The sequence below is a fragment of the Mycobacterium neumannii genome (assembly GCF_002245615.1).
Classification (GTDB): domain Bacteria; phylum Actinomycetota; class Actinomycetes; order Mycobacteriales; family Mycobacteriaceae; genus Mycobacterium; species Mycobacterium neumannii_A.
The window spans coordinates 350,799-377,187 of sequence record NZ_NKCO01000003.1 but is presented as its reverse complement, the minus strand read 5'-3'; the positions used below and the strand labels follow the sequence as shown (position 1 = coordinate 377,187).

Annotated in this window: 25 protein-coding genes; 14 read left to right on the top strand and 11 right to left on the bottom strand. The window is 68.4% G+C overall.

Going from position 1 to position 26,389, the window contains the following annotated elements:
- The first annotated feature begins 3 nt into the window (after positions 1 to 3).
- Complete coding sequence (locus CEX88_RS06365; protein ID WP_094292802.1) at positions 4 to 1,152, top strand: RNA polymerase sigma factor; 1,149 nt, start codon at positions 4 to 6, stop codon at positions 1,150 to 1,152.
- Here CEX88_RS06365 and CEX88_RS06360 read toward each other — a convergent pair.
- The 4 genes from CEX88_RS06360 to CEX88_RS06345 all read right to left on the bottom strand — a co-directional run bounded on the left by CEX88_RS06360 (position 1,149) and on the right by CEX88_RS06345 (position 4,933).
- The gene (locus CEX88_RS06360) at positions 1,149 to 2,618 is read right to left on the bottom strand and encodes an amidase (protein WP_094292801.1); all 1,470 of its coding nucleotides are present in this window, start codon (positions 2,616 to 2,618) and stop codon (positions 1,149 to 1,151) included. The two genes, CEX88_RS06365 and CEX88_RS06360, sit on opposite strands and share 4 nt — an antisense overlap.
- 54 nt (positions 2,619 to 2,672) lie before the next feature.
- Complete coding sequence (locus CEX88_RS06355; RefSeq protein WP_094292855.1) at positions 2,673 to 3,137, bottom strand: hypothetical protein; 465 nt, start codon at positions 3,135 to 3,137, stop codon at positions 2,673 to 2,675.
- Between the two features lie 187 nt (positions 3,138 to 3,324).
- Positions 3,325 to 4,164, bottom strand: coding sequence for a class I SAM-dependent methyltransferase (locus tag CEX88_RS06350; protein ID WP_369816271.1), 840 nt, complete (start codon positions 4,162 to 4,164; stop codon positions 3,325 to 3,327).
- A gap of 37 nt (positions 4,165 to 4,201) precedes the next feature.
- Positions 4,202 to 4,933: a ZIP family metal transporter gene (locus CEX88_RS06345; protein ID WP_094292854.1), complete on the bottom strand. Its 732-nt coding sequence runs from the start codon at positions 4,931 to 4,933 to the stop codon at positions 4,202 to 4,204.
- 143 nt (positions 4,934 to 5,076) lie between these two features.
- On the opposite strand from CEX88_RS06345, the gene CEX88_RS06340 reads away from it, so the two are divergent.
- From CEX88_RS06340 to CEX88_RS06320, 5 genes are all read left to right on the top strand, one after another.
- Positions 5,077 to 6,024, top strand: a complete 948-nt coding sequence (locus CEX88_RS06340) for a methylenetetrahydrofolate reductase (RefSeq protein ID WP_238381974.1) — start codon at positions 5,077 to 5,079, stop codon at positions 6,022 to 6,024.
- Complete coding sequence (locus tag CEX88_RS06335; RefSeq protein ID WP_238381966.1) at positions 6,021 to 6,779, top strand: class I SAM-dependent methyltransferase; 759 nt, start codon at positions 6,021 to 6,023, stop codon at positions 6,777 to 6,779. Before CEX88_RS06340 ends, CEX88_RS06335 begins: the two co-directional genes overlap by 4 nt.
- Before the next feature lie 42 nt (positions 6,780 to 6,821).
- Positions 6,822 to 8,399, top strand: coding sequence for an FMN-binding glutamate synthase family protein (locus CEX88_RS06330; protein WP_066846345.1), 1,578 nt, complete (start codon positions 6,822 to 6,824; stop codon positions 8,397 to 8,399).
- A gap of 137 nt (positions 8,400 to 8,536) precedes the next feature.
- Positions 8,537 to 9,895, top strand: a complete 1,359-nt coding sequence (locus CEX88_RS06325; protein WP_066846349.1) for a WS/DGAT/MGAT family O-acyltransferase — start codon at positions 8,537 to 8,539, stop codon at positions 9,893 to 9,895.
- 54 nt (positions 9,896 to 9,949) lie between these two features.
- On the top strand, positions 9,950 to 10,789 hold the full coding sequence (locus CEX88_RS06320) for an SDR family oxidoreductase (RefSeq protein ID WP_094292800.1): 840 nt from the start codon (positions 9,950 to 9,952) through the stop codon (positions 10,787 to 10,789).
- Positions 10,790 to 10,798: 9 nt separating this feature from the next.
- Here CEX88_RS06320 and CEX88_RS06315 read toward each other — a convergent pair whose 3' ends face one another.
- Positions 10,799 to 12,049, bottom strand: a complete 1,251-nt coding sequence (locus CEX88_RS06315; RefSeq protein WP_066846353.1) for an MFS transporter — start codon at positions 12,047 to 12,049, stop codon at positions 10,799 to 10,801.
- Positions 12,046 to 12,528 carry a MarR family winged helix-turn-helix transcriptional regulator gene (locus CEX88_RS06310; RefSeq protein ID WP_094292851.1) on the bottom strand — a complete coding sequence of 161 codons (483 nt, stop codon included), beginning with the start codon at positions 12,526 to 12,528 and terminating at the stop codon, positions 12,046 to 12,048. Before CEX88_RS06310 ends, CEX88_RS06315 begins: the two co-directional genes overlap by 4 nt.
- A gap of 104 nt (positions 12,529 to 12,632) precedes the next feature.
- Between CEX88_RS06310 and CEX88_RS06305 the strand changes: the two genes are divergently transcribed.
- Positions 12,633 to 13,697, top strand: coding sequence for a threonine aldolase family protein (locus CEX88_RS06305; RefSeq protein ID WP_094292799.1), 1,065 nt, complete (start codon positions 12,633 to 12,635; stop codon positions 13,695 to 13,697).
- A 66-nt stretch (positions 13,698 to 13,763) separates the two neighbouring features.
- Positions 13,764 to 14,621: an acyl-CoA thioesterase gene (locus CEX88_RS06300; protein ID WP_094292798.1), complete on the top strand. Its 858-nt coding sequence runs from the start codon at positions 13,764 to 13,766 to the stop codon at positions 14,619 to 14,621.
- A gap of 3 nt (positions 14,622 to 14,624) precedes the next feature.
- On the opposite strand, the gene CEX88_RS06295 is transcribed toward CEX88_RS06300, so the two are convergent.
- From CEX88_RS06295 to CEX88_RS06280, 4 genes are read right to left on the bottom strand one after another with little or no spacing between them, the layout of a single operon-like run.
- Positions 14,625 to 15,110 carry a DinB family protein gene (locus tag CEX88_RS06295; protein ID WP_066846365.1) on the bottom strand — a complete coding sequence of 162 codons (486 nt, stop codon included), beginning with the start codon at positions 15,108 to 15,110 and terminating at the stop codon, positions 14,625 to 14,627.
- 32 nt (positions 15,111 to 15,142) lie between these two features.
- Complete coding sequence (locus CEX88_RS06290; protein WP_066846368.1) at positions 15,143 to 16,036, bottom strand: sucrase ferredoxin; 894 nt, start codon at positions 16,034 to 16,036, stop codon at positions 15,143 to 15,145.
- A complete protein-coding gene (locus CEX88_RS06285) occupies positions 16,033 to 17,277 on the bottom strand; it encodes a cupin domain-containing protein (RefSeq protein WP_094292850.1) in 1,245 nt (414 codons plus the stop codon). The genes CEX88_RS06290 and CEX88_RS06285 overlap by 4 nt, the downstream gene beginning before the upstream one ends.
- Before the next feature lie 13 nt (positions 17,278 to 17,290).
- The gene (locus CEX88_RS06280) at positions 17,291 to 17,539 is read right to left on the bottom strand and encodes a BatC protein (RefSeq protein WP_066846371.1); all 249 of its coding nucleotides are present in this window, start codon (positions 17,537 to 17,539) and stop codon (positions 17,291 to 17,293) included.
- Positions 17,540 to 17,623: 84 nt separating this feature from the next.
- Here CEX88_RS06280 and CEX88_RS06275 point away from each other — a divergent pair, with 84 nt between their 5' ends.
- The 5 genes from CEX88_RS06275 to CEX88_RS06255 all read left to right on the top strand — a co-directional run bounded on the left by CEX88_RS06275 (position 17,624) and on the right by CEX88_RS06255 (position 23,803).
- Positions 17,624 to 18,343 carry an NUDIX hydrolase gene (locus CEX88_RS06275; RefSeq protein ID WP_094292797.1) on the top strand — a complete coding sequence of 240 codons (720 nt, stop codon included), beginning with the start codon at positions 17,624 to 17,626 and terminating at the stop codon, positions 18,341 to 18,343.
- Between the two features lie 94 nt (positions 18,344 to 18,437).
- A complete protein-coding gene (locus CEX88_RS06270) occupies positions 18,438 to 19,610 on the top strand; it encodes an acyl-CoA dehydrogenase family protein (RefSeq protein WP_094292796.1) in 1,173 nt (390 codons plus the stop codon).
- 7 nt (positions 19,611 to 19,617) lie between these two features.
- A complete protein-coding gene (locus CEX88_RS06265; protein ID WP_094292795.1) occupies positions 19,618 to 20,709 on the top strand; it encodes an acyl-CoA dehydrogenase family protein in 1,092 nt (363 codons plus the stop codon).
- A gap of 69 nt (positions 20,710 to 20,778) precedes the next feature.
- Positions 20,779 to 21,936 (top strand): metallophosphoesterase, encoded by a 1,158-nt coding sequence (locus tag CEX88_RS06260; protein ID WP_094292794.1) that lies wholly within the window; start codon positions 20,779 to 20,781, stop codon positions 21,934 to 21,936.
- A 55-nt stretch (positions 21,937 to 21,991) separates the two neighbouring features.
- Positions 21,992 to 23,803 (top strand): fatty acyl-AMP ligase, encoded by a 1,812-nt coding sequence (locus CEX88_RS06255; RefSeq protein WP_094292793.1) that lies wholly within the window; start codon positions 21,992 to 21,994, stop codon positions 23,801 to 23,803.
- 240 nt (positions 23,804 to 24,043) lie between these two features.
- Here CEX88_RS06255 and CEX88_RS06250 read toward each other — a convergent pair whose 3' ends face one another.
- On the bottom strand, positions 24,044 to 25,015 hold the full coding sequence (locus CEX88_RS06250) for an aldo/keto reductase (RefSeq protein WP_094292849.1): 972 nt from the start codon (positions 25,013 to 25,015) through the stop codon (positions 24,044 to 24,046).
- Between the two features lie 228 nt (positions 25,016 to 25,243).
- Between CEX88_RS06250 and CEX88_RS06245 the strand changes: the two genes are divergently transcribed.
- Entirely contained in the window at positions 25,244 to 26,365 is a 1,122-nt protein-coding gene (locus CEX88_RS06245) for an alpha/beta hydrolase (RefSeq protein WP_094292792.1), read from the top strand.
- The last annotated feature ends 24 nt before the right edge of the window (positions 26,366 to 26,389 follow it).

Sequence of the window (26,389 nt, the reverse complement as noted above, 5' to 3'; positions counted from 1 at the left end):
GCGGTGGGCGAGGCCCAGCTGCGGGACCTGATCCCCGCGGTGCTGGCAATCCTCGTCCGCCGCGGGGCGGATTTCGCGACCGCCGAGGACGCGGTTCAGGAGGCGCTTCTGCGCGCGCTCGACACCTGGCCGGACCGGCGCCCGGACGACCCGAAGGGGTGGCTGATCACCACCGCTTGGCGCCGGTTCGTCGACCTCACCCGGTCCGACGTCGCCCGGCACCGCCGCGAGTTGCAGGTCGCCGGCGAACCGGCGCCGGGTCCGGCAGCGCCGGTCGACGACACGCTGCAGCTGTACTTCCTGTGCGCGCATCCCAGCCTCACCTCCGCGTCGGCCGTCGCGCTGACTCTGAGGGCTGTGGGTGGCCTTACGACCCGCCAGATCGCCCAGGCCTACCTCGTGCCGGAATCGACGATGGCACAACGGATCAGCAGGGCCAAACGCACCGTCAGCGACGTCCGCCTCGACCGCCCCGGCGACCTCCACACCGTCCTGCGCGTGCTGTACCTGGTCTTCAACGAGGGCTACACCGGCGAAGTCGACCTCGCCGCCGAGTCGATCCGGCTCACCCGCCAACTCGCTTCGGCCACCGACGATCCCGAGGTCGCGGGCCTGCTTGCGCTGTTGCTGCTGCACCATGCGCGGCGCCCGGCCCGCACACGCGCCGACGGCAGCCTCGTGCCGCTCGCCGAACAGGACCGGCGGCTGTGGCGGCGCGACCTGATCACGGAGGGCGTGGGCCTGCTGCAGGCCGCGTTGGCCAGGGACCGTCTGGGGGAGTACCAGGCGCAGGCCGCGATCGCCGCACTGCACGCCGACGCGCAGACCGCCGAGGAAACCGACTGGGTGCAGATCGTCGAGTGGTACGACGAGTTGGTCGGCCTCACGGACAGCCCGGTGGTGCGACTCAATCGCGCCGTCGCGGTCGGCGAGGCCGACGGAGCGCAAGCGGGGCTTGCGGCGCTGTCCGAGCTCGATCCGGCGCTTCCGCGCTACACCGCCTCTGCCGCATACCTCCACGAGCGGGCCGGCGAATTTGCCATGGCTGCGGAGCTTTACGTGGAGGCCGCTGCAAAAGCACAGAACCTCGCGGAGCGCGACCACCTCACCATGCAAGCGGCGAAGCTGCGCCAACGGCGCTCGGGGCGCTAGATCGGGGCCGCGCGATCGGACCAGGGCATCGCCTGCTCCAGCTGGGTAGCCAACCGGAGCAGCAGCGACTCGCCCGCCAGCGGTGCGACGAACTGGACCCCCAGCGGCAGCCCGTCCGCGGTCCAGTGCAGCGGTAGCGAAATTGCCGGGCGCCCCGTCAGATTGGCGAGCTGGGTGTACGGCACCCAGCCGAGATTCTTGTCCACCATGTCATCGACGATCTTGGTGAAGCGCAACACCTTTGCCGTGCGCGTCCTGATCAGCACGTCGGCGGCGCGCTGCAGCACGACCGGCAGGTCGAACTCGCCGATGGTCGGCGGCGGGGTCGCCAGCCCGGGCGTCAACAACAGGTCGTACGACTCGAAGAACGTGGTGAGCCTGCGCGTGTGTTCGTGGCGCCGCTGCACGGCGTCCACGTAGTCGACGCCGCTCGTGGTTCTGCCGAGCGCGGCGAGGATGAGGGTGTCGCGTTCGAACGAATCGTCGCCGGCGCCCGAGATGCGTTTGGCCTCATCGAGTTCCCACGCCGTGTAGACGAACCACGTGAGCAGGAAGTCGCGCGCCAGGGCCGCGTCGTCGAAGGGGGCGCTCGGAAGTTCCTCGACGTGATGGCCGAGCTCGGTCAGCGCCCGTATGGTCGCCTCGACCGCGGCGGCGGCTTCCGGATGCGGGGACGGGTTGATCGCCGACGGGACCCGCACGCCGATACGAAGGGTGCCGGGATCGGCCCCCACACAGGACGCGAATGTCGAGGACGGAACACCGGGCACGTACGGGCCCCACGGTTCGCCCCCGCGAATGACGTCGAGCATCGCCGCCGTGTCCCGCACGGTCCGCGACACCACGCCTTGTACGGCCGCGCCGTGCATGGACTCACCCGTCGCGGGTCCCGACGGCGTCAGCCCACGGCCCGGTTTGAGGCCGACCAGTCCACAGCACGCCGCGGGTATCCGAATAGAACCGCCGCCGTCGTTCGCCCCGGCGCACGGCACGATCCCTGCGGCGACCGCGGCAGCCGAGCCGCCCGACGAGCCGCCCGGCGTCCGGGTCAGGTCCCACGGATTGCGGGTAGGGCCCCACGCGTCCGGTTCGGTGATCCCCTTCGCCCCGAACTCGGGGGTGTTGGTCTTACCGAAGATAACCAATCCGGCGTCCTGCCACCGCCGCACGATCTCTGAGTGCTCGGCCACCGGCTTCGACATCAGCGCGCGCGATCCCGCCGACGTCGGTAGCCCGGCGTAATCCTGGGCGAGGTCCTTGATCAGGAATGGCACTCCCGAGAACGGGCCTGACGCCGCATCCGCCGGTGAGCCCGGGACGTCGCGGACAATCGCGTTGATTCGCGGGTTGACCGCAGCGGCACGGTTTCTCGCCAGGTCCAGCAACTCCGCGGCGCTCACCTCTTTGTCGGCGACGAGCTTGGCCAACCCGGTGGCGTCGTGACGGCGGTATTCCTCGAAGTTCACCGTTCGACCGTACGTGGCGCCTCCTGAGCGGTGGGCGCCTCCTCGACCGACGGGTCAGTGCACGGCCGAGCGCGGCCTGGCGCAACCGACGGAGACGGGCGCCAGGTTGGGGACTTTCGGTTGCTGCTTGCGCTCCTCGCGCGCGATCCGCCTGAGCAGTGCTCGCTCGTCGCGATTTTTCAGGGCGCGCCGGCGGTGAACCAGGAGGTCGAGTTGCTGCCAGCTGAGCCCGTCGAGCTCGCCGTCCTCGTCATGGGTGGCCACGACGACGCCTCCCCGCAGCAGGGGAACGGTCTTGGCGGTGAAAGTGCTGGTCGCCAGGAACAGCTCGGTGGCTTTTCGGTTGGGGCGCCGCTGGCAGCGCTGCGTCGACGGGCTGAACCAGAAGTCGAACTGCCGGTCGGCGCTGGTCAGGGATTGCAGACCCTGATCCTCTACGAGCTGGTCGATATCCGCGGTCGTGTACGCGCGGGTCTCATAAACGGTGCCGTTGGTGCTGAAGTACAGGACGGTGTTCATGGTGGATTCCCATTCGTCTCTTTCTTCGGTGTGATCGCCGGCCATGTGACCGGTCTGTTATCAAAGTTACCCGAGTGACGAAAGTGACAAACATCGGTAACGATCTAATCACATCGAAAATGCGTCGAACCGCACGTCAGAGGCGGTTCGCAGCGTTGAGAGATTGTTCGGCAGCGCGAGATCGCCGTCAGCCGAACTCGAGCAAGGTGTAGGCGCCGCGAAAGTTGCGCGTCGGCTTGAACCGCCAGAAGGCCGGAAACGCCTTCTCGAAGAACCAACCGCGCCCCGACGGCATCGGCAGATCGTGCACGGCGCGGATCCCGGGGATGGTGTCCGGGAGCGCGGCTAACTGCTCCGCCGACAGGCTGAAGGGCATCGGCGGAACGCGGTACCGGCGCGACGACCGCATCCCCTTCGGGGCGAGCTTCTTCACCAGGACCGGCGGGAGGTCGAAGACCATCTGGCCACCCGGGAAGCGCGCCGCGCACGCGGCGATCAGCCCCATGGCCTCGTCGGGCTGCAGATACATCAGCAACCCCTCCGCGGTGATGAAGACGCCGTTGCTGTCGTCGACCTTGTCCATCCACGAGTAGTCGAGCGCCGACTGGGCCAGCGTGGTGATCCGCGGCGATGCGGGCAGCAGGCGCTCGCGCAGCTCGATGACTGGCGGTAGATCGACTGTCAGCCAACGGAATTCGGCGTGAGGCAGGAGAGTGTTCAGGCGCCAGAAGCTGGTCTGCAGACCCTCGGCCAGCGCGACGACAGTGGCGCGCGGATGCTCCGACAGGTAGTGGCTCGCCGCCCGGTCGAACGCCAGCGAGCGCAGGCCCATCTCCTGGCCTTTGCGGCCGAACTTGTCGAAGTCGAAGTCGATCGCGTCGACGAGGCGGATCGCCATCGGATCGTCGATGATCGCGTTCGGATGACGGGCCTGATGCGCCCTTCCGTTCAGCGTCAGCAGCGCGGTCTCCGAGACCCCGGTGAGGGCGATGTCGTCGGCTTTCCGGTCCTCTGCGTCATCCACCACAACGAACGTACCCGGTGCGCAAAGGCGCGAGAATTCCTCAGCCGGCGAGCACGAAGGACAGGAAGAACCCGCCGGCGGTCGCAAACGCGTTGAGCGGGCGGCCGTGTTCGAACGCCTCCGGCATGAGGGTGTCGGCGAGTGACGCCAGGACCGCGCCGCCGGCGAAGGACAATGCGACCGCCAGAAGGGTGTCGTCCAATCCCGAAGCGATCGTACGACCCAGCACCACGGCAGCGGCCAGCAACACCGCGCACAGCGACCACGTCAGAACGACGGCGCGGGCGCTGGTTCCCGACTCGCGCATCGCGACCGCGCCGACGAGGGACTCCGGCAGGTTCGAGAAGAAGATCGCCACCAGCAGCGACAGCGACACACCGCCGACGAGCGAGACACCGAGCGCGAGGTTCTCCGGCACACCGTCCAACGTCACCGCGGCCAACAACGCGAACCCGACCCCGCCGCGCGCTCCCGAGGTGGCGACTTCCCGGGTGTCGGGCCCGGACTTCCCGCTGATGTATCTGTCCAGCGCGGTGTCGACGGCGACGAACGTGGCCGCGCCAGCGAGCAGGCCGAGACCCGAACGCACCGCACCGCCCATGTGGTAGGCCTCTTCGAACAGTTCGAACGCCAGCGCCGAGATGAGCGCCCCGCTCGCGAAGGCGAGCAGCACTCCCGTCACCCGTTTCGGCGGGCTCCATTTCGCTCCCACCAGTGAGCCGATGACGAGGGAGCTGGATGCGGCCAGGCCGAACCACACTGCGGTCAGCACGGCGGATTGATGCCCCGACCTGTCGCTTCTCAAACCGGCGCGCACCACCGTGGCGATTGCCACGGGCACGCGATGGGTATCTGAGCTCAGCGTCGAAGGGGAGACACGTGACATCGCCACCAGAGCTGGGCTGTCCCAAACGGATGGAGTTCGGTCCGTGTGGTGGTGTGCGCCCCGACGGCCAGTGCGAGATGCGCCCGGGTCCGTGCACATTCGCCGACGTGGTGCCGTGGTCGGGGCCGCGACACGAACCCCGGCCGGTCAATCCACCTCTGGTGCTCACCGACTTCAGCAACGCCGCATTCGATGTGCAGGACGTCGCGGCAACCGCCGGTCTTCTTGCACCGTCGTGTGACGCCGTTCTGGTCGGTGAGCATCAGAACAAACCGGACTTCCCGCCCACGCTGATGGGCAGCCTGCTGCTCGACGCCGGTGTGGCGCCGTGGATCACGCTGTCGTGCCGCGACCGCAACCGGGTGGTTCTCGAGCAGGAACTGCGGGGGTTACTCAGTATCGGCGTCGACACCGCGTTGTGCGTGACGGGTGACGGTCGGGGCTATGACGTCCGCCCCGACGTGACGCAGACCTTCGACCTGGACGGGCCGCGCCTGGTCGAACTCGCGGCGTCGATCGGCATGGTCGCCGCGGTACCCGAGACGCCGACGGCGCCGCCGGTACATGGACGGCCCGCCCGTCTCGTGGAAAAGCAGCGCGCCGGAGCCAGTTTGGCGGTTCTCAACCACGTGCCGTTCCCGGCCATGATCGCCGACTTCATGCAGTCCGCCCGCGCCGCGGGCCTGTCCATCCCGGTGATCGCGGCGGTCGCGGTGTTCACCGACAGCGTGTCCGCGGCCGTCCTGCAGGGGCTGCCCGGGCTCGAGCTCGACCCATCGGTGACCGAATACGTCCTGGGCGCCGCAGACCCGGTGGCGGCGGGAATCGAGGCGGCGGTCGCCGAGGCGGAAGCGTTGTTGTCGATCGACGGCGTCGAAGGCGTGAACGTCTCCGGGCTGGCGTCGGCATCCGGTGCCCGCGTCGGCGCCGAGATCAAGGCCGAGGTGGGACGCCGCATCCAGGAGGTGGCAGCGTGAGTGAGGCGATGGAGGCCGAGTTCGACACGGTCGCCGAGTGGACGGCGCAGGTGGCCGCGGATCTGGGACCGGATTACCACATCCCCGCGGCGTGCCGGGGAAGCGGAAGCCCGGCGGCACTGGATTGGCTGATCGAGCGGATGGGGCTGGCGGCGGGCGACACGCTGCTGGACTGCGGCGCGGGTGTCGGCGGCCCGGCCGCGTACGCGGCGCAGGCGCGCTCGGTGCGACCGGTGCTCGTCGAGCCCGAATCCGGGGCATGCCGGGCGGCGAGCAGGTTGTTCGACCACCCGGTGCTCTGTGGGCTCGGCTCGGCGCTGCCGATCGCCGACTCGCGTTTCGACGCGGCGTGGTCGTTGGGGGTTCTGTGCACCACACCGGATCAGCTCACGCTTCTGAACGAGTTACGCCGCACGGTGCGACCCGGCGGGAGCGTCGGGCTGCTGGCGTTCGTGGCGCATCGCGCAATCCCTGGCGATCGACTTCCGGACAATCACTTCCCCACACCGGAGCGTCTCGACGAGCTCATCGGCCAAGCGTCCTTCGTCGTGGAGGAACGGCTGTGCACCGCCGATCTGCCCGACATTCCAGCGGTGTGGACCGAACGCGCCGAGAAGGTGGAGACCACGCTGTCCGAACGGCACGGCCGCAAGCGGGCGTGGCGGCTGGCCGAAGAGCAGAGCGGCGACATCGGGCGGCTACTCGAAAACGGAACGCTGACCGGCGAACTCCTGATCCTGCGTCACGCGCGGTGACGGGCGGGTTTCGGTCCGTGGCTGTCCGGAAACCCTGACCCCATGGGCCGCACCGTACGTGGTCTCGCCGCCGCGGCCGCCTCGACGATGGGCGCCGTGGCCGTGCGTGATCTGTTTCAGCGCAGGCACGCACTCCTGCGAAACTTTCCCGTCGTCGGGCATGCGAGGTACTTACTCGAAGCCATCGGCCCGGAGTTGCGGCAGTACATCGTCGCGGCCAACGACGAGGAACGGCCCTTCACCCGGGACCAGCGACGGTGGGTGTACGCGTCGGCCAAGAAACAGAACAACTACTTCGGCTTCGGCACCGACAACGACCTGGAGTACACCTCCGGCTATCCGGTGATCAAACATCGCACGTTCGCCAAGACCGTCCCACCGTCGTCACCGGGCACCAGCCGCGAGATACAGGTGCCGTGCGCCAAGGTGATCGGGGCGGCCCGCGACCGACCCGGCGCGTTCCGGCCGAACTCGGTGGTCAACATCTCCGCGATGAGCTTCGGATCACTGTCGGCCAATGCCGTCGAGGCGCTCAACAAGGGGGCCGCACTGGCTGACTGTCTCCACAACACCGGCGAGGGCGGGATCTCGCGCTACCACCGCCACGGCGGGGAACTGATCTTCCAGATCGGCACCGCCTACTTCGGGTGCCGGGACGCCGACGGTCGCTTCGATCTGGCCAAGCTCAAAGACGTGGTGGCGCGTGCGCCGGTGCGGGCGCTGGAGATCAAACTCAGCCAAGGGGCCAAGCCGACTCTGGGAGGGCTGCTGCCCGCACCGAAGGTCTCCGCCGAGATCGCCGCCGCTCGTGGAATCCCCGAGGGTCGCGACTGCGTGAGCCCATCGCGGCACGCAGAGTTCTCCGACGTCGACAGCCTTCTGGACTGGGTGGAACTGCTGGCCGCCGAGACGGGCCTGCCGGTGGGGATCAAGTCGGCCGTCGGTGATCTCGAGTTCTGGTGCGATCTGGCCGATCTCATGCGAGACACCGGCCGCGGCGTCGACTTCATATCCATCGATGGCGGCGAGGGTGGCACCGGCGCGGCACCACTGATCTTCACCGACACCGTGTCGCTGCCCTTCCAACTCGGCTTCGCGCGGACGTACCGGATCTTCGCCGAGCGGGGCCTGCACGAGGATGTGGTCTTCATCGGCGCGGGCAAGCTCGGCCTGCCGGACAACGCCATCGTCGGCTTCGCGCTCGGCTGCGATCTGGTCTACGTCGCGCGCGAGGCGATGCTCGCGATCGGGTGCATCCAGGCGCTGAAATGCCACACCGACACCTGTCCGACCGGAGTCGCGACCCAGAACGCATGGTTGGCCCGTGGCCTGGTGCCCGACGTCAAGGCCGAGCGGGTCGCCAACTACGTCAGGACGCTGCGCCGCGACCTGGTCAAGGTGGCCGAGGCGTGCGGCGTCGAACATCCCGGATTGATCACCACCGAAGACGTCGACATCCTCGACACCCGCACCGATTCCACGCCGCTGCACGAGGTGTACGGCTACACACCGGACATGGGTATGCCGTCGGAAGCCGACCGCAAAGAGATCGTCCGGTTGATGACGCACGTCGGGCCCGAGGGGCATTCCGCGCCACCTTCGTCGTCAGCCGTCGGATGACCTGGCGCGGTCGTCCCGTGAGTGGGAGGCTGAAGCAGCGTCCTGGTCACCGGCCGCGATACACGTTTGTGCAATGACCGCGTGGGGGATGTACAGACAAGCCTTGAGCATTCTCAAGCATCGAAGCCGGAGGCCGCATGCAACCGATATCACCCACGGACCTGATCTTTCTGCTCGGCGAATCCCGGGAACACCCAATGCATGTCGGCGGTCTGACGCTGTACGTGCCACCGGACGGGGCCGGCCCCGACTTCCTACGGGACCTTTACGACACCCTGGTGGAGCAGACCGATGTGCAGCCGACCTTCCGCAAACATCCGGCGTTCTTCGGCGGGCTCACGAACCTGGTGTGGTCCTCCGACAAGGACATCGATCTCGAATACCATCTGCGCCGCTCGGCGCTCCCGGCGCCGGGCCGGGTGCGTGAGCTACTCGAGCTGGTCTCGAGATTGCACGGCACGCTGCTCGACCGCCACCGCCCGTTGTGGGAGGCGCACCTGATCGAGGGGCTGGCCGACGGACGCTTCGCGGTTTACACGAAGTTTCACCACTCGCTGATCGACGGCGTATCGGCAATGAAGCTGGTGCAGCGGACGCTTTCCACCGATCCGGGTGACACGTCGATTCAGGCACCGTGGAGCTTGCCGCCACGGCGCAGGTCGGGCCCGAAATCCGGTCCGTCACTGCTGCAGACGGTGAGCGAGGCCGCGAGCTCGGTCGCCGGTCTCGCACCGACCACGTTGTCGCTGGCGCGAGCCGCGCTCATCGAGCAGGAGCTCACCCTTCCGTTCCGCGCACCGAAGACGATGCTCAACGTCCGCATCGGCGGGGCGCGGCGGGTCGCGGCCCAGTCGTGGGCGTTGGAGCGCATCCAGAAGGTCAAAAGCGCTGCGGGCGTGACCGTCAACGACGTCGTGCTGGCCATGTGTGCAGGGGCGCTGCGGGAGTATCTGGCCGACGAACGCGCGTTGCCGGACACGCCGCTGGTCGCGATGGTTCCGGTGAATCTGCGCACCGAGAAGGACGCCGAGGGCGGTGGGAACCTGGTGGGCGCAATCCTGTGCAATCTCGCCACCGATCTCGAGGATCCCGTGCAGCGGCTGGAAGCGATCGCCACGTCGATGCGCGACAACAAGAAAGTCTTCTCCGAACTGCCGCGGGTTCAGCAGTTGGCTTTGTCGGCGTTGTTGGTGGGCGGGCTGGCGCTCGGATTGCTGCCGGGCTTCGTCTCCACTTCGCCACCGCCGTTCAACATCGTGATCTCCAACGTGCCCGGCGCCAGGCAGCCGATGTACTGGAACGGCGCCCGACTCGACGGCAACTACCCGTTCTCGATTCCGCTCGACGGGCAGGCGCTCAACATCACGTTGGCCAACAACGCCGACAACCTCGACTTCGGGTTGGTCGGCGACCGGCGGAGCGTGCCGTCGCTTCAGCGGCTGCTCGGCCACCTCGAGACGTCGCTGAAGGATCTGGAGCGCGCGGTCGGCGTCTAACGGACGCGCCACCCGTCGGGCATCCCGTCGCGCTTTCGGTATAGCGTTCCCGCTATGAGTCGAGTGTCGATCATCACCGGTGGCGCCGGTGGCATGGGCCAGGCGACTGCCCGCATCCTCGGACATGACCATGCCCTGGTCCTGTGCGACGTCAGGAAGGACCGGCTCGACACCCCGGCCGCGGAGTTGGCCGACGCGGGCATCACCGTCACCGCGGTGCACTGTGATGTCACCGACCGGGCGGCGGTCGATCGGCTCTTCGAGACGGCGACCGGCGTGGGCACGATCGCCTCGGTGGTTCACACCGCGGGCGTGAGCCCCAGCATGGGTGACGCCGAATATGTGATGCGCACCAACGCGATCGGCACGGTCAACGTCAACGAGGCGTTCTTCGAGGCGGCCTCCGAGGGCGCCGCGATCGTCAACGTCGCATCCATGGCCGCGCACCTGCTGCCCGACGAGATGATCCCCAAAAACAAGTTCCCGCAAGCGATGGCCGATCAGGACGCGTTTATGGCCGACATGCTTGCCGCGTGCGACATCGCCGGGCCGGAGGCGCGTTCGGGCATTGCCTACGCCGTCAGCAAGAGCTTCGTGCGGTGGTACAGCTCGTCACAGGCCGAACGGTTCAACGGCAAGGGCCTGCGCATCGTCTCGGTCTCCCCGGGATCCGTCGACACCGAGATGGGCAGGCTGGAGGAGCAGGCAGGCGCAGGCGCGATGGTCACCGACGCCGCCGTCCCGCGGTGGGGCACACCGCAGGAGATGGCCGAGCTGTTCGCGTTCTGCGTCAGTCCCAAGGCGGGCTACCTCACCGGCACCGACATCCTCAACGACGGTGGAGTGGTCGCCTCCATGACGGAACGGGCGCGCAAGGCCGCCGAAAGCGCCTGAGGCGCAACGCTAAACGTGTGACGGTAGCGGGCCGGCCAGTTTGGCCGGGCGGCACCACAGGGCGGCCGTCGCGCAGAACACCATCGCCACCCCGAAGGCCACCTGCACGTTGAACACGTCGGCCGCGCCGCCGAGCACGGCCGCGGCGATGGGACGTGAACCGAGGAAGCCGACCAGCCAGAGCGCCATGATGCGCCCGCGCAACGGCTCGGGCGCCCGCTCCTGCACGACGGTACTCAGCCCGGTCATCGCCCAACCGAAACCCAGTCCGGCAAGGACGAACCCCGCGATGGCCACCGCGGTCACCGGCGCGGCCGCGAGCACCGCACACCCGAACCCGAGCCCTGCCAGCCCGATCGCCGACACGTTCTGCGACGCGATCCGGCCGCGCAGCAACGCCAAGGTCGCCATGCCGACCGCCGCGCCTACACCGAACACCGCGGACAGCGTTCCGACCAGGCTGGCCCCGCCGCCCAGTTCGTCGGCCAACGACGGGGTCAGTGTGATCGACGAGTCGGACGCCAGGCCGACGGTGGTCACCGCGAGCAGCGCCAGCAACAGCGGGCGATCCCGCCACACGTATCGCAGCGCCACGCGCACGCGGTAATCGGTGTCGGCGAGCCGCGTCGGCGGTGCGGGGAACCGCACGGCGAGGAGGAAGAACGCGAACACGAGATGCAGAACCGCGCTGACCGCGAACGCGGCTCCGGCCCCCAGATGCGCGGCGATGTACGCGCCCGCCGCGGGGCCGACGATGCGCCCGATGGTCATGGGGAAGCTGTTGAGCGCCATGGCCGTCGACAGTTCACCGTCGCGGATGAGGTTCGGCACGATCGACTGCATCGCCGGCCCGCCCACCACGAAGCCGAACCCGACCAGCAAGGTGCCCAGGAGCACGGGAACGGCATCGGAGATGTCGTGTCCTGCGGGGTCGGCGAACAACCACACCGCCGTGAATCCGGAACCGGCCACACACAACACCCGGCCGAGCAGGATCTGCCGCGCGGGGTTGCCGGTGTCGGCCCACTTGCCGCTCATGGGGCTGAGGATCAGCTGGGGCGCGAACTGGACGACGCCGACCAACCCCACCATGAGGGCTGACCGCGTCGCGTCGAACATCACGATCGCGGCGACGATGCCGTGCGTCCAGACCGCCACGACCGAGAAGATCTTTCCCCAGAACAACGCGCCGAACACCGGATCGAACATCAACCCCAGCGCGCCGCGTTCCTGCGGTGGGGCGGTGGCTTCGGCGGTCATCGGGCCGACGCCCCTTCGAACCGTTCGGCCAACCGGTCGAGTAGATCGACCAGGGTGTCGACGCTGGCGTCGGGCCAGTCCTCGATCATCTCGGCGACCAGTTCACGCCTGCGGTCGGTCACCGTCTGCGAGGCCTCGTGTCCGGCTTCGGTCAGCACGAGCATGCAGCGGCGCTGATCGTCGGCGGCGAACGTCTTCGTCACCAGGCCTGCGGCGACGACGGCGGCCACCGACCGGCTCGCGGTGGAGTGGTCGACGGCAAGGAAGTCGGCGACGTCGCGGATGGAGGCGCCGCCGGAAAGCTGCTGGCACTGCTCGACCGCGCGCAGCACCCGCAGGGTCGACGCGCTGGTCACGGGGCCTGCGCCGTCGAGAAGACGATTCCGCCAACCGGGCCGCTGCCGCGCGACCGCGATGCGGGTCAGCAGTTCGTCGAGTTGGTCGTATCGTGACGGCGCCACTAAGTATGCATAGCACATACATATATCTGCGACGAAATCGAGGCCGGCGATGATCATCACGTGCGGCCGGTAGTGGTTGTTCCGCGTGTGGGAGCCGCATCAGGACGGTGAAAGGATGAGGCGTGACGTCGCGTCTGCACGATCCCGACTGGCGAGGCTTCGCCAGCGACAACAATGCCGGCGTGCATCCGGAGGTGCTCGCCGCCCTGGCCGCCGCCAACGGCGGCCACCAACCCGCATACGGGCAGGACGCGTACACCGCGCGGTTGCAGGAGGTGATCGGCGAACACTTCGGCGCGGGCGCCGAGGTCTACCCGGTCTTCAACGGCACCGGCGCGAACGTGGTTGCGCTGACCAGTGTTCTGCCGCGCTGGGGCGCCGTCGTCAGCGCGTCGACGGCCCACATCCACACCGACGAAGCGGGCGCTCCCGAGCGCATGACCGGGATCAAGCTGCTGACGGTGCCTACCACCGACGGCAAGCTGACCCCCCAACTCGTCGCCCGCGAGGCGTGGGGTTGGGGTGACGAGCATCGGGCCCAGCCGCTTGCGGTGAGCATCACGCAGACGACCGAGATGGGCACCGTGTACACGCCGGACGAGGTGCAGGCGGTGGCGGACTTCGCCCACGCCAACGGGATGGCGGTGCACATGGACGGGGCGCGGCTGTGGAATGCGGCAGCGGCGCTCGGCGTGCCGTTCCGGGCGTTCACCACGGATGCGGGGGTCGACGTCCTCAGCTTGGGCGGCACGAAGAACGGCCTGCTCGGCGCCGAGGCGGTGGTCGTGCTCGATACAGCCCGTGCTCACGGGCTGAAGTATCTGCGGAAACTGACGATGCAGCTGGCGAGCAAGATGCGCTTCACTTCGGTGCAGCTGCTGACGCTGTTCGAGAACGACCTCGGCCTGCGCAGCGCCGCGCACGCGAACGCGATGACGGCGCGGCTGCGCTCGGCCCTCGAGGCCCACATCGCCGAGGGACGGCTGACCGGGCTCGCATTCACCCAGTTGAGCCCGGCGAACGCGATCTTCGCGTCGCTGCCGACCGATGCGGCCGACCGCATTCGCGAGCGGGTGCGGTTCTACGACTGGGACCGCTCGCGCGGCGAGGTGCGCTGGATGACGGCGTGGGACACCACCGAGGCCGACGTCGACGAGTTCGTGACGGCGATCCTCGCCGAGCTGTGATTTGGGTGCGGTTTGTCGCGCTGAGTGCAACGAACTGCACCGAAATCGCACTGGCATGATGCCGGGGTGACTTACCGCGTCCCAACCCTCGCCGATATCGTCGCCACGCTCGAGGTGGACCGACGCGGCGACCGGCACTTCGTCGCGACGCAACTCGACAACCCGGCACACCACATCGTCGGCGGACACATCGCCGGTCAGGCTCTGATGGCGGCCAGCAGGACCGCTCCCGGCCGCACGCCGCACAGCGCGCACGTCTACTACGTGCGCGCAGGCGATGCCCGCTATCCGGTCGACCTGCACGTTGACGTGGCACGCGACGGCGGAACGCTGTCGACGCGTCAGGTCACCGCGGTCCAGGACGACCAGATTCTGCTCGAGGCGCTGGTGTCGCTGAGCGCGCCCGTCGATTCACTCGACTATCACCAGCCGATTCCCGATGTGCCGCAACCGGATTCGCTTGCGCCGGTGCAGCAGCAACTGGCGGACTTCGCCGATGAGCACAACGGCTTCTGGGTGCGGCCGCAGCCGTTCGACCTGCGCTACATCGATGCGCCACCGCGCTTGGCGCTCGAGCTCGGCGAACCGTCGCCGCGGATGCGGATGTGGTGGCGGCCAGGTGAGCCGGTGGCCGACGACGAGGTGCTGCACAGCTGCCTGCTGGCCTACCTGTCGGGCACGACGATGGTCGAGACGGCGCTCGCCATGCGCGGCGCCACCCCGATCGGCACGTTCAACGCGCTGATCGACCACGCGCTGTGGTTCCACCGGCCGGTCGACATGTCGGATTGGGTGCTGTCCGACCAGTTTTCGCCCAGCGGTGTCGCCGGTCGCGGGCTGACCACGTCGACGATGTACAACCGGGCCGGACAGCTGGTGTGCCTGGCGACCCAGGAACTGTATTTCGGCCGGGCCGCCGCCTGAACCTCACCGTCCTGTCGCACCGTCGATCTGTTCGCGCAGGATGTCCATATGGCCCGCGTGCCGACCGGTCTCCTCGATCATGTGGACCAGCGCCCACCGCATCGAGGGCTCGGACCCGCCCTTGGCCGGTCGTGGCGCGCGCGACTCCAGGTCCTCACAAGCGGCGATGACCGCGTTGGCCCGCCTGATCGCATCCCGGTAGGCGTCGATCAGACCCTCGATGGTTTCGGCAGGCCCCGCCTGAAAGGTCGCCGGCCAGTCGTCGACGTGTTCGCCGAGGAACGTGTAGCGCTCCACGTGCGCAAGGTGTTTGAGCAACCCGAGCACGTTCGTGCCCGACGGCACACCCGCGGTGCGCACCGCGGGTTCGGGTGCACCATGCACCTTGTCGACGACGCAGGTCCGCAGGTAGTCGAGAAACCCGACCAGTACCTCCTTCTCCGTCGAACCGGTAGACGGTGGCCGGTGGTCTCGGCGTCGTTGCGGCACCGTTGAACTATCTCATCTGAGCCGGCGGCGGACTAGCCCTCGTGGGGGCCCATGGAGCCGAGCGTGAAGATGCGTACCTGGCCTTCCACGCGCGCATGGCATTGCGACAGAAGGGGTTCGGACAACTCCTCGTGCAGGATGACCTCGATGGGTCCGGCTTCGCCGTCGAGCAGGACCCGGATCAGGTGCTCACCGCGTTCGACGTGCAACGGATGCAGCGCGTCGATCCGGTCGTCGCCGTAGCGCTCACGGGCGAAGTACTGGGCGGCCTGCACGGCGTGCGGAAGCGATGTGCGTCCGCGCAGGAAACGGTTGTCCAACCGGCCCTCAAGGTACAGGCGTACCAGTCCCGCGGCGTCCGCGGAGTCCACCCTCCCGTAACACAGCCCTTCCGGCAGGATGAGCATGGTCGCGGCGAACCGGTCGCCACCGAGATGCGAACACTCCCAAGTGAATTCCGGGTACTCCGCAGCGATCGCGCGGCATGCGCTGCGGCCGCGCACCGCACAACACTGGTCATGCTTGCCGTGTGAGCAGATCGCGATCAGCGGATCGGTCGTGATGCTCCCGTCGCTGCCGTCGAGTGCGAGCTCGAGAAGGTCACGAGGGTCGTCGACCTCTCCGTGGTGCAGTGCCTCCTCGCCGACGCCGCAGTGCGCCACATACCAGCGCCACCGCGGTGTGTCGGGTCGACGGCCGTGCTTGCGGATCGCGGCGATGCGCATACCCGCCTTCTCGGCCCGACGCACGATCGCGCGGCCGAGTTGCGGGTCAATGCTGGTCGGCGACTGCAGGAACGCCGACGGTCCCCAGGCGCCGCTCAACTCGAGCAGCAGCCACGCCGAGCCCGCCGACGCGGTGCCGTACATCGGGTCGTCGCGGGCCAGCGATTGATCGCTGCACGGGATTCTCCTGGCGACCGTCATCCGGCGTCTGCCGGCGAGTTCCGTTGAACGGGAACGACGCTGCTGACGGGAACGAGGACGCCCTCCCGCAACAATCGCCGGATGAGGACCGTTGCGTCGGCGACGTCCAAGCCGGGCGTGTCGGCCGCGTCGACGACGGCTCCTTCGTGCAGCGCACGAACGGCCGCACCACAGGTCTGCGGGAACGCGATGGTCCGGTCCGGCAGGCGCAACACGATCCGGTCACCGGACTGGTCGACGGTTGCGCTCAGCCCGTGTCGCCACCCGACGGCCGTCTCCCCGGCTCGCTCGGATGCTGCAAGGGAGGCCAGCGGCCGCACGGCCACGGGTCGGGTCCGGTCGGCGTGACGCCGTGCCAAGTGCGCGGCAGCGCCCGCGCTCAGGGTCGCCGCATCGTCTCGTAGCGACCCGACCATTTCCGCCATGACCTTCGACACCGTCGCCATCGTCTCATCCGCATCGGCGACACCCATGGGCAGAGACCCACGGAAGGCCGCGTCGGCGGCCAACTGGTCGACGACGGCGCGTGCCACGTCGACCGCCGTCACCGGGGAGATCCCGATGGTGAGGTGGATCGACGTCATCTGCAACGCCTGTGCCGAATGCACCCACCCGCGCGGCAGGTAGAGGGCGTCGCCCTCGTGGAGCACCGTGTCGATAACAGGTGCGTCCTGCGCCACCCGTTTCTCGATCGCCGCGCGATGCCCCGTCCACGGCTGCGAGGGCAGCGGGTGCTCGTACACCGGTTCGTGCACGATCCAGCGCTTCTGACCCGACACCTGCAGGACGAAGACGTCGTGCACGTCGTAGTGCGGATCGAAACCCCGGTTCACCGGCGGGGTGATGTAGGCGTTGGCCTGCACCGGGTGGCCGAACTCGTCGACCGTCTGCCGGACGAAGTCGATGAGCGGAGGCCACAGCCGGTGCAGGCCCTGCAGCACTATCGTTGCGCCTGAGGCGAACTGACTCAGCAGCTTGGCCGAGTCGATCTGGTCGGCAATCTCCGCGCCGAAGCCGGCGGGCCCCAGATAGCAGTCCTTGGGCAGGACGTCGCCCTCTTTGGCCAGCCGGATGAACGGCGCGCGCACCCCGCGCTCGGCGATCAGTTCGTCGACCGTTTCGGGCGAGAGCAGATCGCTGAAGTCGCGGGGTAGCGCGTCGGCCCGGGTGAGCAACGGTTGACGGCCCCAGTACTCGTCGGCGAACCGTCGGGCGTCAACCGCAGCGCAGCGCCGAAGCATCATCGGTCAGGGGTCACGCGGTCCCGTCGGCGCCGCCGTCGTGTCCTTCGGGGTTAGAGCCGCCGTCGGCTGGGCCCTCTCCACCGGCTGTGCCGTCGGCGCCGCCGTCGTGTCCTTCGGGATTGGAGCCGCCGTCGGCTGGGCCCTCTCCACCGGCTGTGCCGTCGGCGCCGCCGTCGTGACCTTCAGGGTTCGAACCGCCGTCAGCGGTCCCTTCGCCGCCTGCGCCCGAGGTGGTCATGTCGTCATCGTCGAGTGCCATGTCGATCCCTTCCGTAGGGGCTGTGGTCTGGAGGGGGTTGCCCCGGACGGTGCCGACGAAACCCCGCGAAACTATGGTCGAGCGGTGACGATCTCCTACGACGAGTCGCTGCGCGAGCGGATAGAAGCGAACCTGTCCGGACATGACCGTCGCGCCGTGAGCGACCCGACGAAACGCCACGCCGCGGTCGCCGTCGTGCTCGTCGACTCCGAGGTCGGCGAGGACAGAGTGGATCCTGTCGACGTCGACGGCTGGAACGACGGGCGAGGAATGCCCGACGCTCGGCTCGACGGCCGGATGGTCGATGTCTCCGGTGGCGCCGCTTTCTTCCTGTGCCGCAGGGCATCCAGGTTGACGTCGCACGCCGCGCAGTGGGCGCTGCCCGGCGGCCGGCTGGACCCGGGTGAGACCGTGGTCGACGCCGCGTTGCGTGAGCTCGACGAGGAGGTCGGTGTCAGGCTGCCGGATTCGACGGTGTTGGGTCTGCTCGACGACTACCCGACGCGGTCGGGATACGTCATCACCCCGGTGCTGATCTGGGGCGGGGGACGGCTCGACCCGCGCCCTGCGCCCGAGGAGGTCGTCGCGGTGTACCGGGTCGGCCTGCATCAGCTGCAGCGCCCCGACTCTCCGCGGTTCATCGAGATCCCGGAGAGCCCACGGCCGGTCGTGCAGGTCCCGCTGGGCAACGACCTGATCCACGCGCCGACCGGCGCCGTGCTTCTGCAATTGCGCTGGCTGTGTCTGGAGGGCCGTCACGATCCGGTCGACGAACTCGAGCAACCGGTCTTCGCATGGAAGTAGGACGAGCACAATGCGGATGGAGCCACATGGATGGGCAAGCCGGGCCGAAGGCGGGTACCCGGCCGGCAACCGCACGAGAGGAACGGGGTAGACCGTGAAATTGGCGTTGAGTGACGAGGACGCGGCATTCCGCGAGGAGCTGCGACGGTTCTATACCTCCGAGATTCCCGAGGACATCCGCGAGCGGGGCAAGACGGGGCACTCGAAGTTCCCCGAGGACATGGTCACCAGCCAGCGAATCCTGCATGCCAACGGCCTGGCCGTACCGAATTGGCCGGTCGAGTGGGGTGGCAAGGACTGGACGCCGCTGCAGCGACAGATCTGGCTCGACGAGATGCAGCTGGCCGGTGTCCCCGAACCGCTGGCGTTCAACACCAAGATGGTGGGCCCGGTGATCGCCCAGTTCGGCTCACAGGCCATGAAAGAACGCTTCCTGCCGCCGACGGCCAACATCGACATCTGGTGGTGTCAGGGCTTCTCCGAACCGGAGGCCGGCTCCGACCTCGCGTCGCTGCGGACCACGGCCGTCCGCGACGGGGACACCTACGTCGTCAACGGCCAGAAGACCTGGACGACGCTCGGTCAGTACGCCGACTGGATCTTCCTGCTGGCTCGCACCAACCCGGATGCGCCCAAGCGGCAGGCCGGCATCTCGTTCCTGTTGGCCGAGATGTCGACGCCGGGCATCACGCTGCGCCCGATTGAGTTGATCGACGGCAGCTACGAGGTCAACGAGGTCTTCTTCGAGGACGTACGAATCCCGGCCGATCAACTCGTCGGCGAGGAGAACCAGGGCTGGACCTACGCCAAGTTCCTGCTCGGCAACGAGCGGACCGGCATCGCCCGCATCGGGCTGACGAAACTGTGGATGGCACAGGTGAAGGAACACGCCGCCAAGCTCGAGGTCAACGGAACGCCGCTGCTCGAGGACCCGCTGTTCGCAGCACGGGTGGCCGAGATCGAAACCGGGCTGCTCGCGCTGGAGCTCACGCAGATGCGGGTCAGCGGATCCGAGGCCGACGGTAAGCCCAACCCCGCGTCGTCGATCCTCAAGCTGCGCGGCAGCCAGCTGCAGCAGGCCGCCACCGAGCTGTTCGTCGAGGTGGCCGGGCCGAAGGCACTGCCGTTCGACGCCGGTGAGATCGACGTGCCGACCTGGGCGCAGGACGCCGCGCCCCGCTACCTGAACTATCGGAAGACGTCGATCTACGGCGGTACCAACGAGGTTCAACGCAACATCATCGCTTCGACCATTCTGGGATTGTGAGCCTGCCGTGGATTTCGACCTGACCGAGGAACAGCAACTACTGCGCGACGTCACCCGCGACGTGCTGGCGGGCCGCGAAAGCGTCCGGCCCGAAGGGGAACCCGGCTGGAGCCGTGAGGTGTGGGGCCAACTGGCCGAGGTGGGCATCCTCGGGCTCGGCTTCGACCCGACGGAGGCCGGCCAGATCGAGGTGATGGTGGTGCTGACCGAGATCGGCAAACGGCTTGCGCCCGAACCGGTCGCGCAGGCCGCGATGGTGCCCGGCGCCCTGATCGCCGAGGTGGGCAGCGAGCAGCAGAAGGAGATTCTCGACGCCGTGGCGACCGGCGAGACGCTGCTGGCCTTCGCGCATGCGGAGCCCGGCGCGCGGCTGCCGTCGGCTCAGCCCGCCGCGCGCGCCGAACAGAGCGGTGATGCCTGGACGCTCACCGGGCGCAAGAATCCCGTTCTGGCCGGCGACACCGCCGACACGATCATCGTCACCGCCGCGCTGCCAGGCGGCGGCGTGGGGCTGTTCGTCGTTGACGGCGCGGCGGTGGATCGGGCACCGTATCGGACGTTCGACGGCCGCGGTGGTGCACAGCTCGAGTTCGACTCCACACCCGCCGAACCTCTTGGCGGGGGCGGGGATGCGACCGAACACGTCGCACGAACGGTCATCCGCTATCAGTCGGCGTTATGCTCGGAGGCGGTCGGAGCGATGGAGGAGGCGCTGCGGCTCACCACCGAATACCTCACCAGCCGAAAGCAATTCGGCGTTCCGCTGAGCAAGTTCCAGACGCTGACGCAACGTGCGGCAGACATGTACGTCTCGCTCGAACTCGCGCGCAGCATGAACTACTACGCCGCGATGACGATCGCCGACGGCAGGTTCGACCCGGTGATCGCCGCACGGGCCAAGTTCCAGATCGGGCGCTCGGGCCGGCATATCGCGCAGGAGGCGATCCAGCTGCACGGCGGTATCGGGATGACCGCGGAGTATCCCGTAGGCCATTACGCGGCGCGACTCACGGCCATCGACAACACGTTCGGTACCACCGACGACCAGCTCCGCACGCTGATCGAGCACGTCGGCGACTACGGAACGGTCTCGCTGTAACACCTGCGATTACGGTGCGCTACCCGTCGCGAATTGATCGGTAGCGCACGAAAGCCACTGAAAGGCGCCATGTTCATCGTCATCCTGGGCACGGTGCTCGCGCTCATGCACGCCTATTTGTGGAAGCGCCTGATCAAGGACACCACCCGGCCGGGCAGGGTCCGCTGGATACTGAGCGCCGTCTTCGCCGGGTTGGCGGGGCTGCTGCTTGCGGCGCTGTTCCTGCCCCGGCTGACCGGTCCGGTCGACGCGGGCTGGTACACCTGGCCCGGCTATGTGTGGTTCGGGCTGGCCGCATACCTGCTGCTGATGCTGCTGGTGCTTGAACCCGTGCGGTTGGTGCTGCGGCGGTGGGTCCGCGGGGCGCCGGCGGCGACACCCGAGGACCCGAACGGGTTGAGCCGCCGGTTGTTCCTGGCCCGCGCGAGCGCCGTGGCCGCGGGTGCCGCGTCGGTGGGCCTGGTCGGTGTCGGTACGGCCACCGCGCTGGGACCGCCCGACGTGCTGCGGGTGCCGGTGCGGCTGCGCAACCTGGACCCGGCGTTTCGTGGGTTTCGCGTCGCGGTGGTGTCCGACATCCACCTCGGACCCCTGGCAGGCAGGGCGCACACCGCGCGGATCGTCGACATGATCAACGAGACCGCCCCCGACCTCGTCGCGATCGTCGGTGACGTCGTCGACGGCTCCGTCGCCGAACTCGGCCCGGCCGCAGCGCCTTTGGGCGATCTGACCGCCCGCGAGGGCTCCTTCTTCGTCACCGGGAACCACGAATACTTCGTCGACGACACATTGGAATGGCTCCGCGAGATGGAGCGATTGGGCATTCAACCGCTGCGCAACGAGAACACCCCGATCCGCCGTGGCGGTGCGGTTCTCAACCTGGCGGGGGTCAACGACCTTGCCGGCGAAAGAGTCTCGGACGGACCGGATTTCGACCGCGCGTTGGCAGGGGTATCCGCCGTCGGGCCGACGGTGCTGCTTGCGCACCAGCCGGTGCTCGTCGAGGAGGCCGCCGCGCGCGGGGTCGACCTGCAGCTGTCCGGGCACACCCACGGCGGGCAGATGTGGCCGTTCCACTACGTCGTGCGCGCCGTGCAACCCGCGCTCGCGGGCCTGTCGACCGTCGAGGACACCCAGTTGTACGTGACCCGCGGCGCCGGCTACTGGGGTCCGCCGGTGCGCATCGGAGCCCCGCCGGACATCACGGTGCTGACGCTGGAGCAGTAACCCCTCTGGTACGGCCGTACCAGGAGGCAGCGCAGCCGGTACCTAGACTGCTCCCATGACGTCCCGTCCCGTACCGCACGACGGACTGCTGCGGATCGAGGACTGCCTGGATGCCGACGGCCAGGTCGCGGTGCCCGCCGGGGTGAACCTGATCTCGCTGATCGACCGCAACATCGCCAACGTCGGCGAGGCACCTGCCTACCGCTACCTCGACCACACCGGAGACGGGCGGGTCGTCGAGCTCACCTGGAAACAACTCGGCGTACGCCTGCGAGCGGTCGCCGCGAGCCTGCAACGCGTGACCCAGAGGGGCGACCGCGTCGCGATCCTGGCGCCGCAGGGACTCGACTACGTCGTCGCCTTCTTCGGTGCGATCAAAGCGGGCGCGATCGCGGTCCCGCTGTTCGCGCCCGAGCTACAGGGCCACGCACAACGACTGGACACCGCGCTGCGCGATTGCGAACCGTCGGTCGTGGTGACTACGGCGGCCGCGGCCGCGAACGTGCGCAGCTTCCTGTCTGGCCTCGACGGCGTGCCGACTCCGCGCGTCGTCGTTCTCGACGACATCGGCGTGACAGGCGATTTCGAGCCGGTGGAGCTGCCGCTTGACGCCGTATCCCATCTGCAGTACACCTCGGGCGCGACGCGATCCCCGGCCGGAGTCGAGATCACGCACCGGGCGGTCGGCACGAACCTGATCCAGATGATTCTGTCCATCGACCTCCTCGACCGAAAAGTGCACGGGGTCAGCTGGTTACCGCTGTTTCACGACATGGGTCTTTCAATGATCGGGTTTCCCGCCGTGTACGGCGGACATTCGACGCTGATGTCGCCCACCGCCTTCATCCGACGCCCGCAGCGCTGGCTCAGGGCATTGTCGGACGGGTCGCGCGAAGGCCGCGTGGTCACGGCGGCACCGAATTTCGCTTACGAATACGCCGCCCAACGCGGCCGACCCGCAGAAGGCGACGCCCTCGACCTGAGCAAGGCGGTGCTGATCATCGGCTCGGAGCCCGTCAGCATCGACGCGATCACCGCCTTCAACGACGCGTTCACGCCATACGGGTTGCCGCCGAACGCGTTCCGGCCGTCCTACGGAATCGCCGAGGCCACACTGTTCGTTGCGACCATCGAACCCGACGCCCACGCCGCCGCGATACACCTCGACCGTGCGCAGCTCAGCGCAGGCCGCGCGGTGCCCGTCGCCGCCGACTCGCCCGACGCGGTGGCCCATGTGTCGTGCGGAAAGGTGGCGCGCAGTCAGTGGGCCGTCATCGTCGATCCCGACACCGGCGCCGAACTGCCCGACGGAAGTGTCGGTGAGATCTGGCTGCACGGTGCCAACCTCGGGCGCGGCTACTGGGGTCGACCGGACGAGTCGCGCCACGCCTTCGAGGCCCGGCTCGCGTCCCGGATCATGCCCGCCAGCCACGCGGAAGGCGTTGCCGAGGAAGCGAACTGGCTGCGTACCGGCGATCTCGGCGTCTACCACGACGGTGAGCTGTTCGTCACCGGACGGCGCGCCGATCTGATCGTCATCGACGGCAGACACCACTATCCGCAGGACATCGAGTCGACCGCCGAAGGCGCCTCGGCGATGACACGAGCCGGACACGTCACCGCGTTCACCGTCCCCGCACCCCACGGTGCAGCCCTCGTGATCGTCGCCGAACGCGCGACAGGAACCGCTCGCAACGATCCCGCACCGGAGATCGACGCGATCCGCTCCGATGTGCTTGCGCGGCACGGTATCCCGGTCGCCGACATCCGGTTCGTCGCGGCCGGCGTCATTCCGCGCACGACCAGCGGCAAGCTGGCCCGCGGTGCCTGCCGCAGCGAGTACCTCGATCGGAAGCTGAAAGGCTGACCTCGATGGCCGCACTCCTCAGCGCGGCTCGTACCTCGCCGCTTGATCGTCGCGCGACTAACTTCGATGGTCGCACTCCTCAGCGCGGCTCGTACCTCGCCGCTTGATCGTCGCGCGACTAACTTCGATGGTCGCACTCCTCAGCGCGGCTCGTACCTCGCCGCTTGATCGTCGCGCGACTAACTTCGATGGTCGCACTCCTCAGCGCGGCTCGTGCCTCGCCGCTTGATCGTCGCGCGACTAACCGACGCCGAGCTTCTCACGCACCGTGTCCGCCAGGGAGCGGGCCGCGGACACCGGGCGGAAAGCGCAGGCGGCCGCGGTGAGCGCCTCCTGCGCCTCGGCGCTGAGCTCGATGTCGGCGGCTGCCACGTTGAACTCGAGTTGTTCGACGCTGGACGCGCCGGGGATCGCGACGACGTTCGGCAGGTGAATCAGCCACGCCAGCGCCACCTGCGCGGGTTTCGCGCCGACATCGGCGGCGACGTCGCGCAGCGTATGCAGCAACGGTTCGGCCCGTCGCAGGTTCTCGGTGCCGAACAGCGGGTTCGTCGCGCGCACGCCGCCGGGCCGGTTGTCGGGGCCGTACTTGCCGCCGAGCAGGCCCTGGGCCAGCGGACTGTAGGCGATCACGATGCGGTTCTCACGCTCGGCGAACGGCACCAGACGCTCGAGCGCCTGGGGATGCGCCAGCGAGAAGTGCACCTGATTGCTGATCACCGGTCGTCCGAGCGCGGTGTCGGCCCTCTGCCAGCGCGACAGCGAGTAGTTCGACACACCCGCCGCACCGATCACGCCGTCGTCGATCAGGTCGCGCATCCCCGGCATGATCACCGAATCGGGCACCACCGGGTTGGACTGGTGGATCTGATACAGCGGGATCTTCTGCAGCCCCAGCCGCCGCGCGCTGGCGTGCGCGCGCTGCTTGACCACCGCCGGGAACGGGGCGACCGGGAAGACCTTGCTGGCCACCGCCACGTCGGAGCGCTGGTCGCCCAGCGCCTCGCCGAGGATCCGCTCGCTCTTGCCGAAACCATAGATCTCGGCCGTGTCGAACAACGTGACGCCCAGCGCCAGCGAACGCTGCACGATTTCTCGCGCCGGACCGGCGGCGTAACTGTCGCCGTAGCCCCACTCCCGAGACCCGAACTGCCAGGTCCCAAGCCCAATGCGGCTTACCCGGCCCACTCCCTCGACCTCCAAGTACTTCACGGAGGCCACAGTACTGACGCTGCAAATCGATAACGATGGGTTTTGGCGCTCCGGGGCCGGGGTATGTGAGGCGCGCTGCAGAAAGTCGGCATGACACAAGTCTCGAAAGGCGTAACGCATGCTCGAGTTCATCTGCCCCACATGCGGGCATTTCAGCCTCGAAGAGGTCGATTGCGAGCCCTGCAGCGGCTGGGCCGGCGAGCCCGACCTGGCGATGGCCGGCTGATCATGTCTTTCTACCGCTCGCTGCATCCGCTCGATCTCGTCATGGCCTCGACGCGGATGTACGCGTCGCTGCCCGTGGTCGGCAAGCACCTCGAGCCGTTTGCCGGCCTCACCGCGATGATGATGTACGGCCACCACTACGCACCGGCAGCGCTACGCGGCATGGCCTCGCGCCGACTGAGCTCCGACGCCGCGGAGGCCGCGCCCGCCGATTTGCCCGGTGAGGCCATCTCGCCTTCGCGCGGGAAGCGGACGCCGCCCTACTTGCGGTTCCGCGCTCAGCGCCAGCGGTGCCTCTACCGCAGTTCGGTGCGCTACGGCGACCATCTCGCACAGCTGCTCGACGTCTGGCGGCTGCCCGACCTGCCGCCCGATGCGCCGGTGCTGCTGTTCGTCCCCGGCGGCGCGTGGGTGCATGGCTCCCGCGTCATGCAGGGCCACACGATGTTGCACCACCTGGTCAAGCAGGGCTGGGTCTGTCTGACCATGGACTACCGGGTGTCCCCGGTGAACCGCTGGCCCCGCCATATCGCCGACGTCAACGCCGCGATCGCGTGGGCGCGGGCCAACGTCGACAAGTTCGGCGGCGACCGGAACTTCGTCGCGGTCGCCGGCTGCTCCGCGGGCGGGCACCTGGCCTCCCTGGCGGCCCTCACTCCCGGCGACCCGAGGTTCCGCGGCGAGCTCACCGAGGACGCCGACACCACCGTGGACGCGGTGGTCGGGATCTACGGACGCTATGACTGGCAGGACCGGTCGACGCCCACCCGCAAGAACTTCCAGAACTTCCTGGAGCGCGTTGTCGTCGGCCGCTCGCAGGCCAGGCACCCCGACGTGTTCGAGGCCGCCTCACCGCTGGCCCGCATCCACGCGGACGCGCCGCCGTTCTTCCTCATCCACGGGGAGCAGGACACCATCATCCCGGTCGGCGAGGCCCGCGTGTTCGCGGACAAGCTGAGCGCGGTGTCACGAAACCGGGTGGAGTACAGCGAGATTCGGCGTGCAGGGCACGCATTCGACCTCGTCGACTCGTCTCACGCGCGACGGCTGGCGGTCGAGGTCGGTAGGTTCCTCAACGACGCCCGCGCCCGCCAACTCGAGGGCGAGACCGCCGCGGCCGTCTAACCCGTGTTGATCGGGCGCGATGCG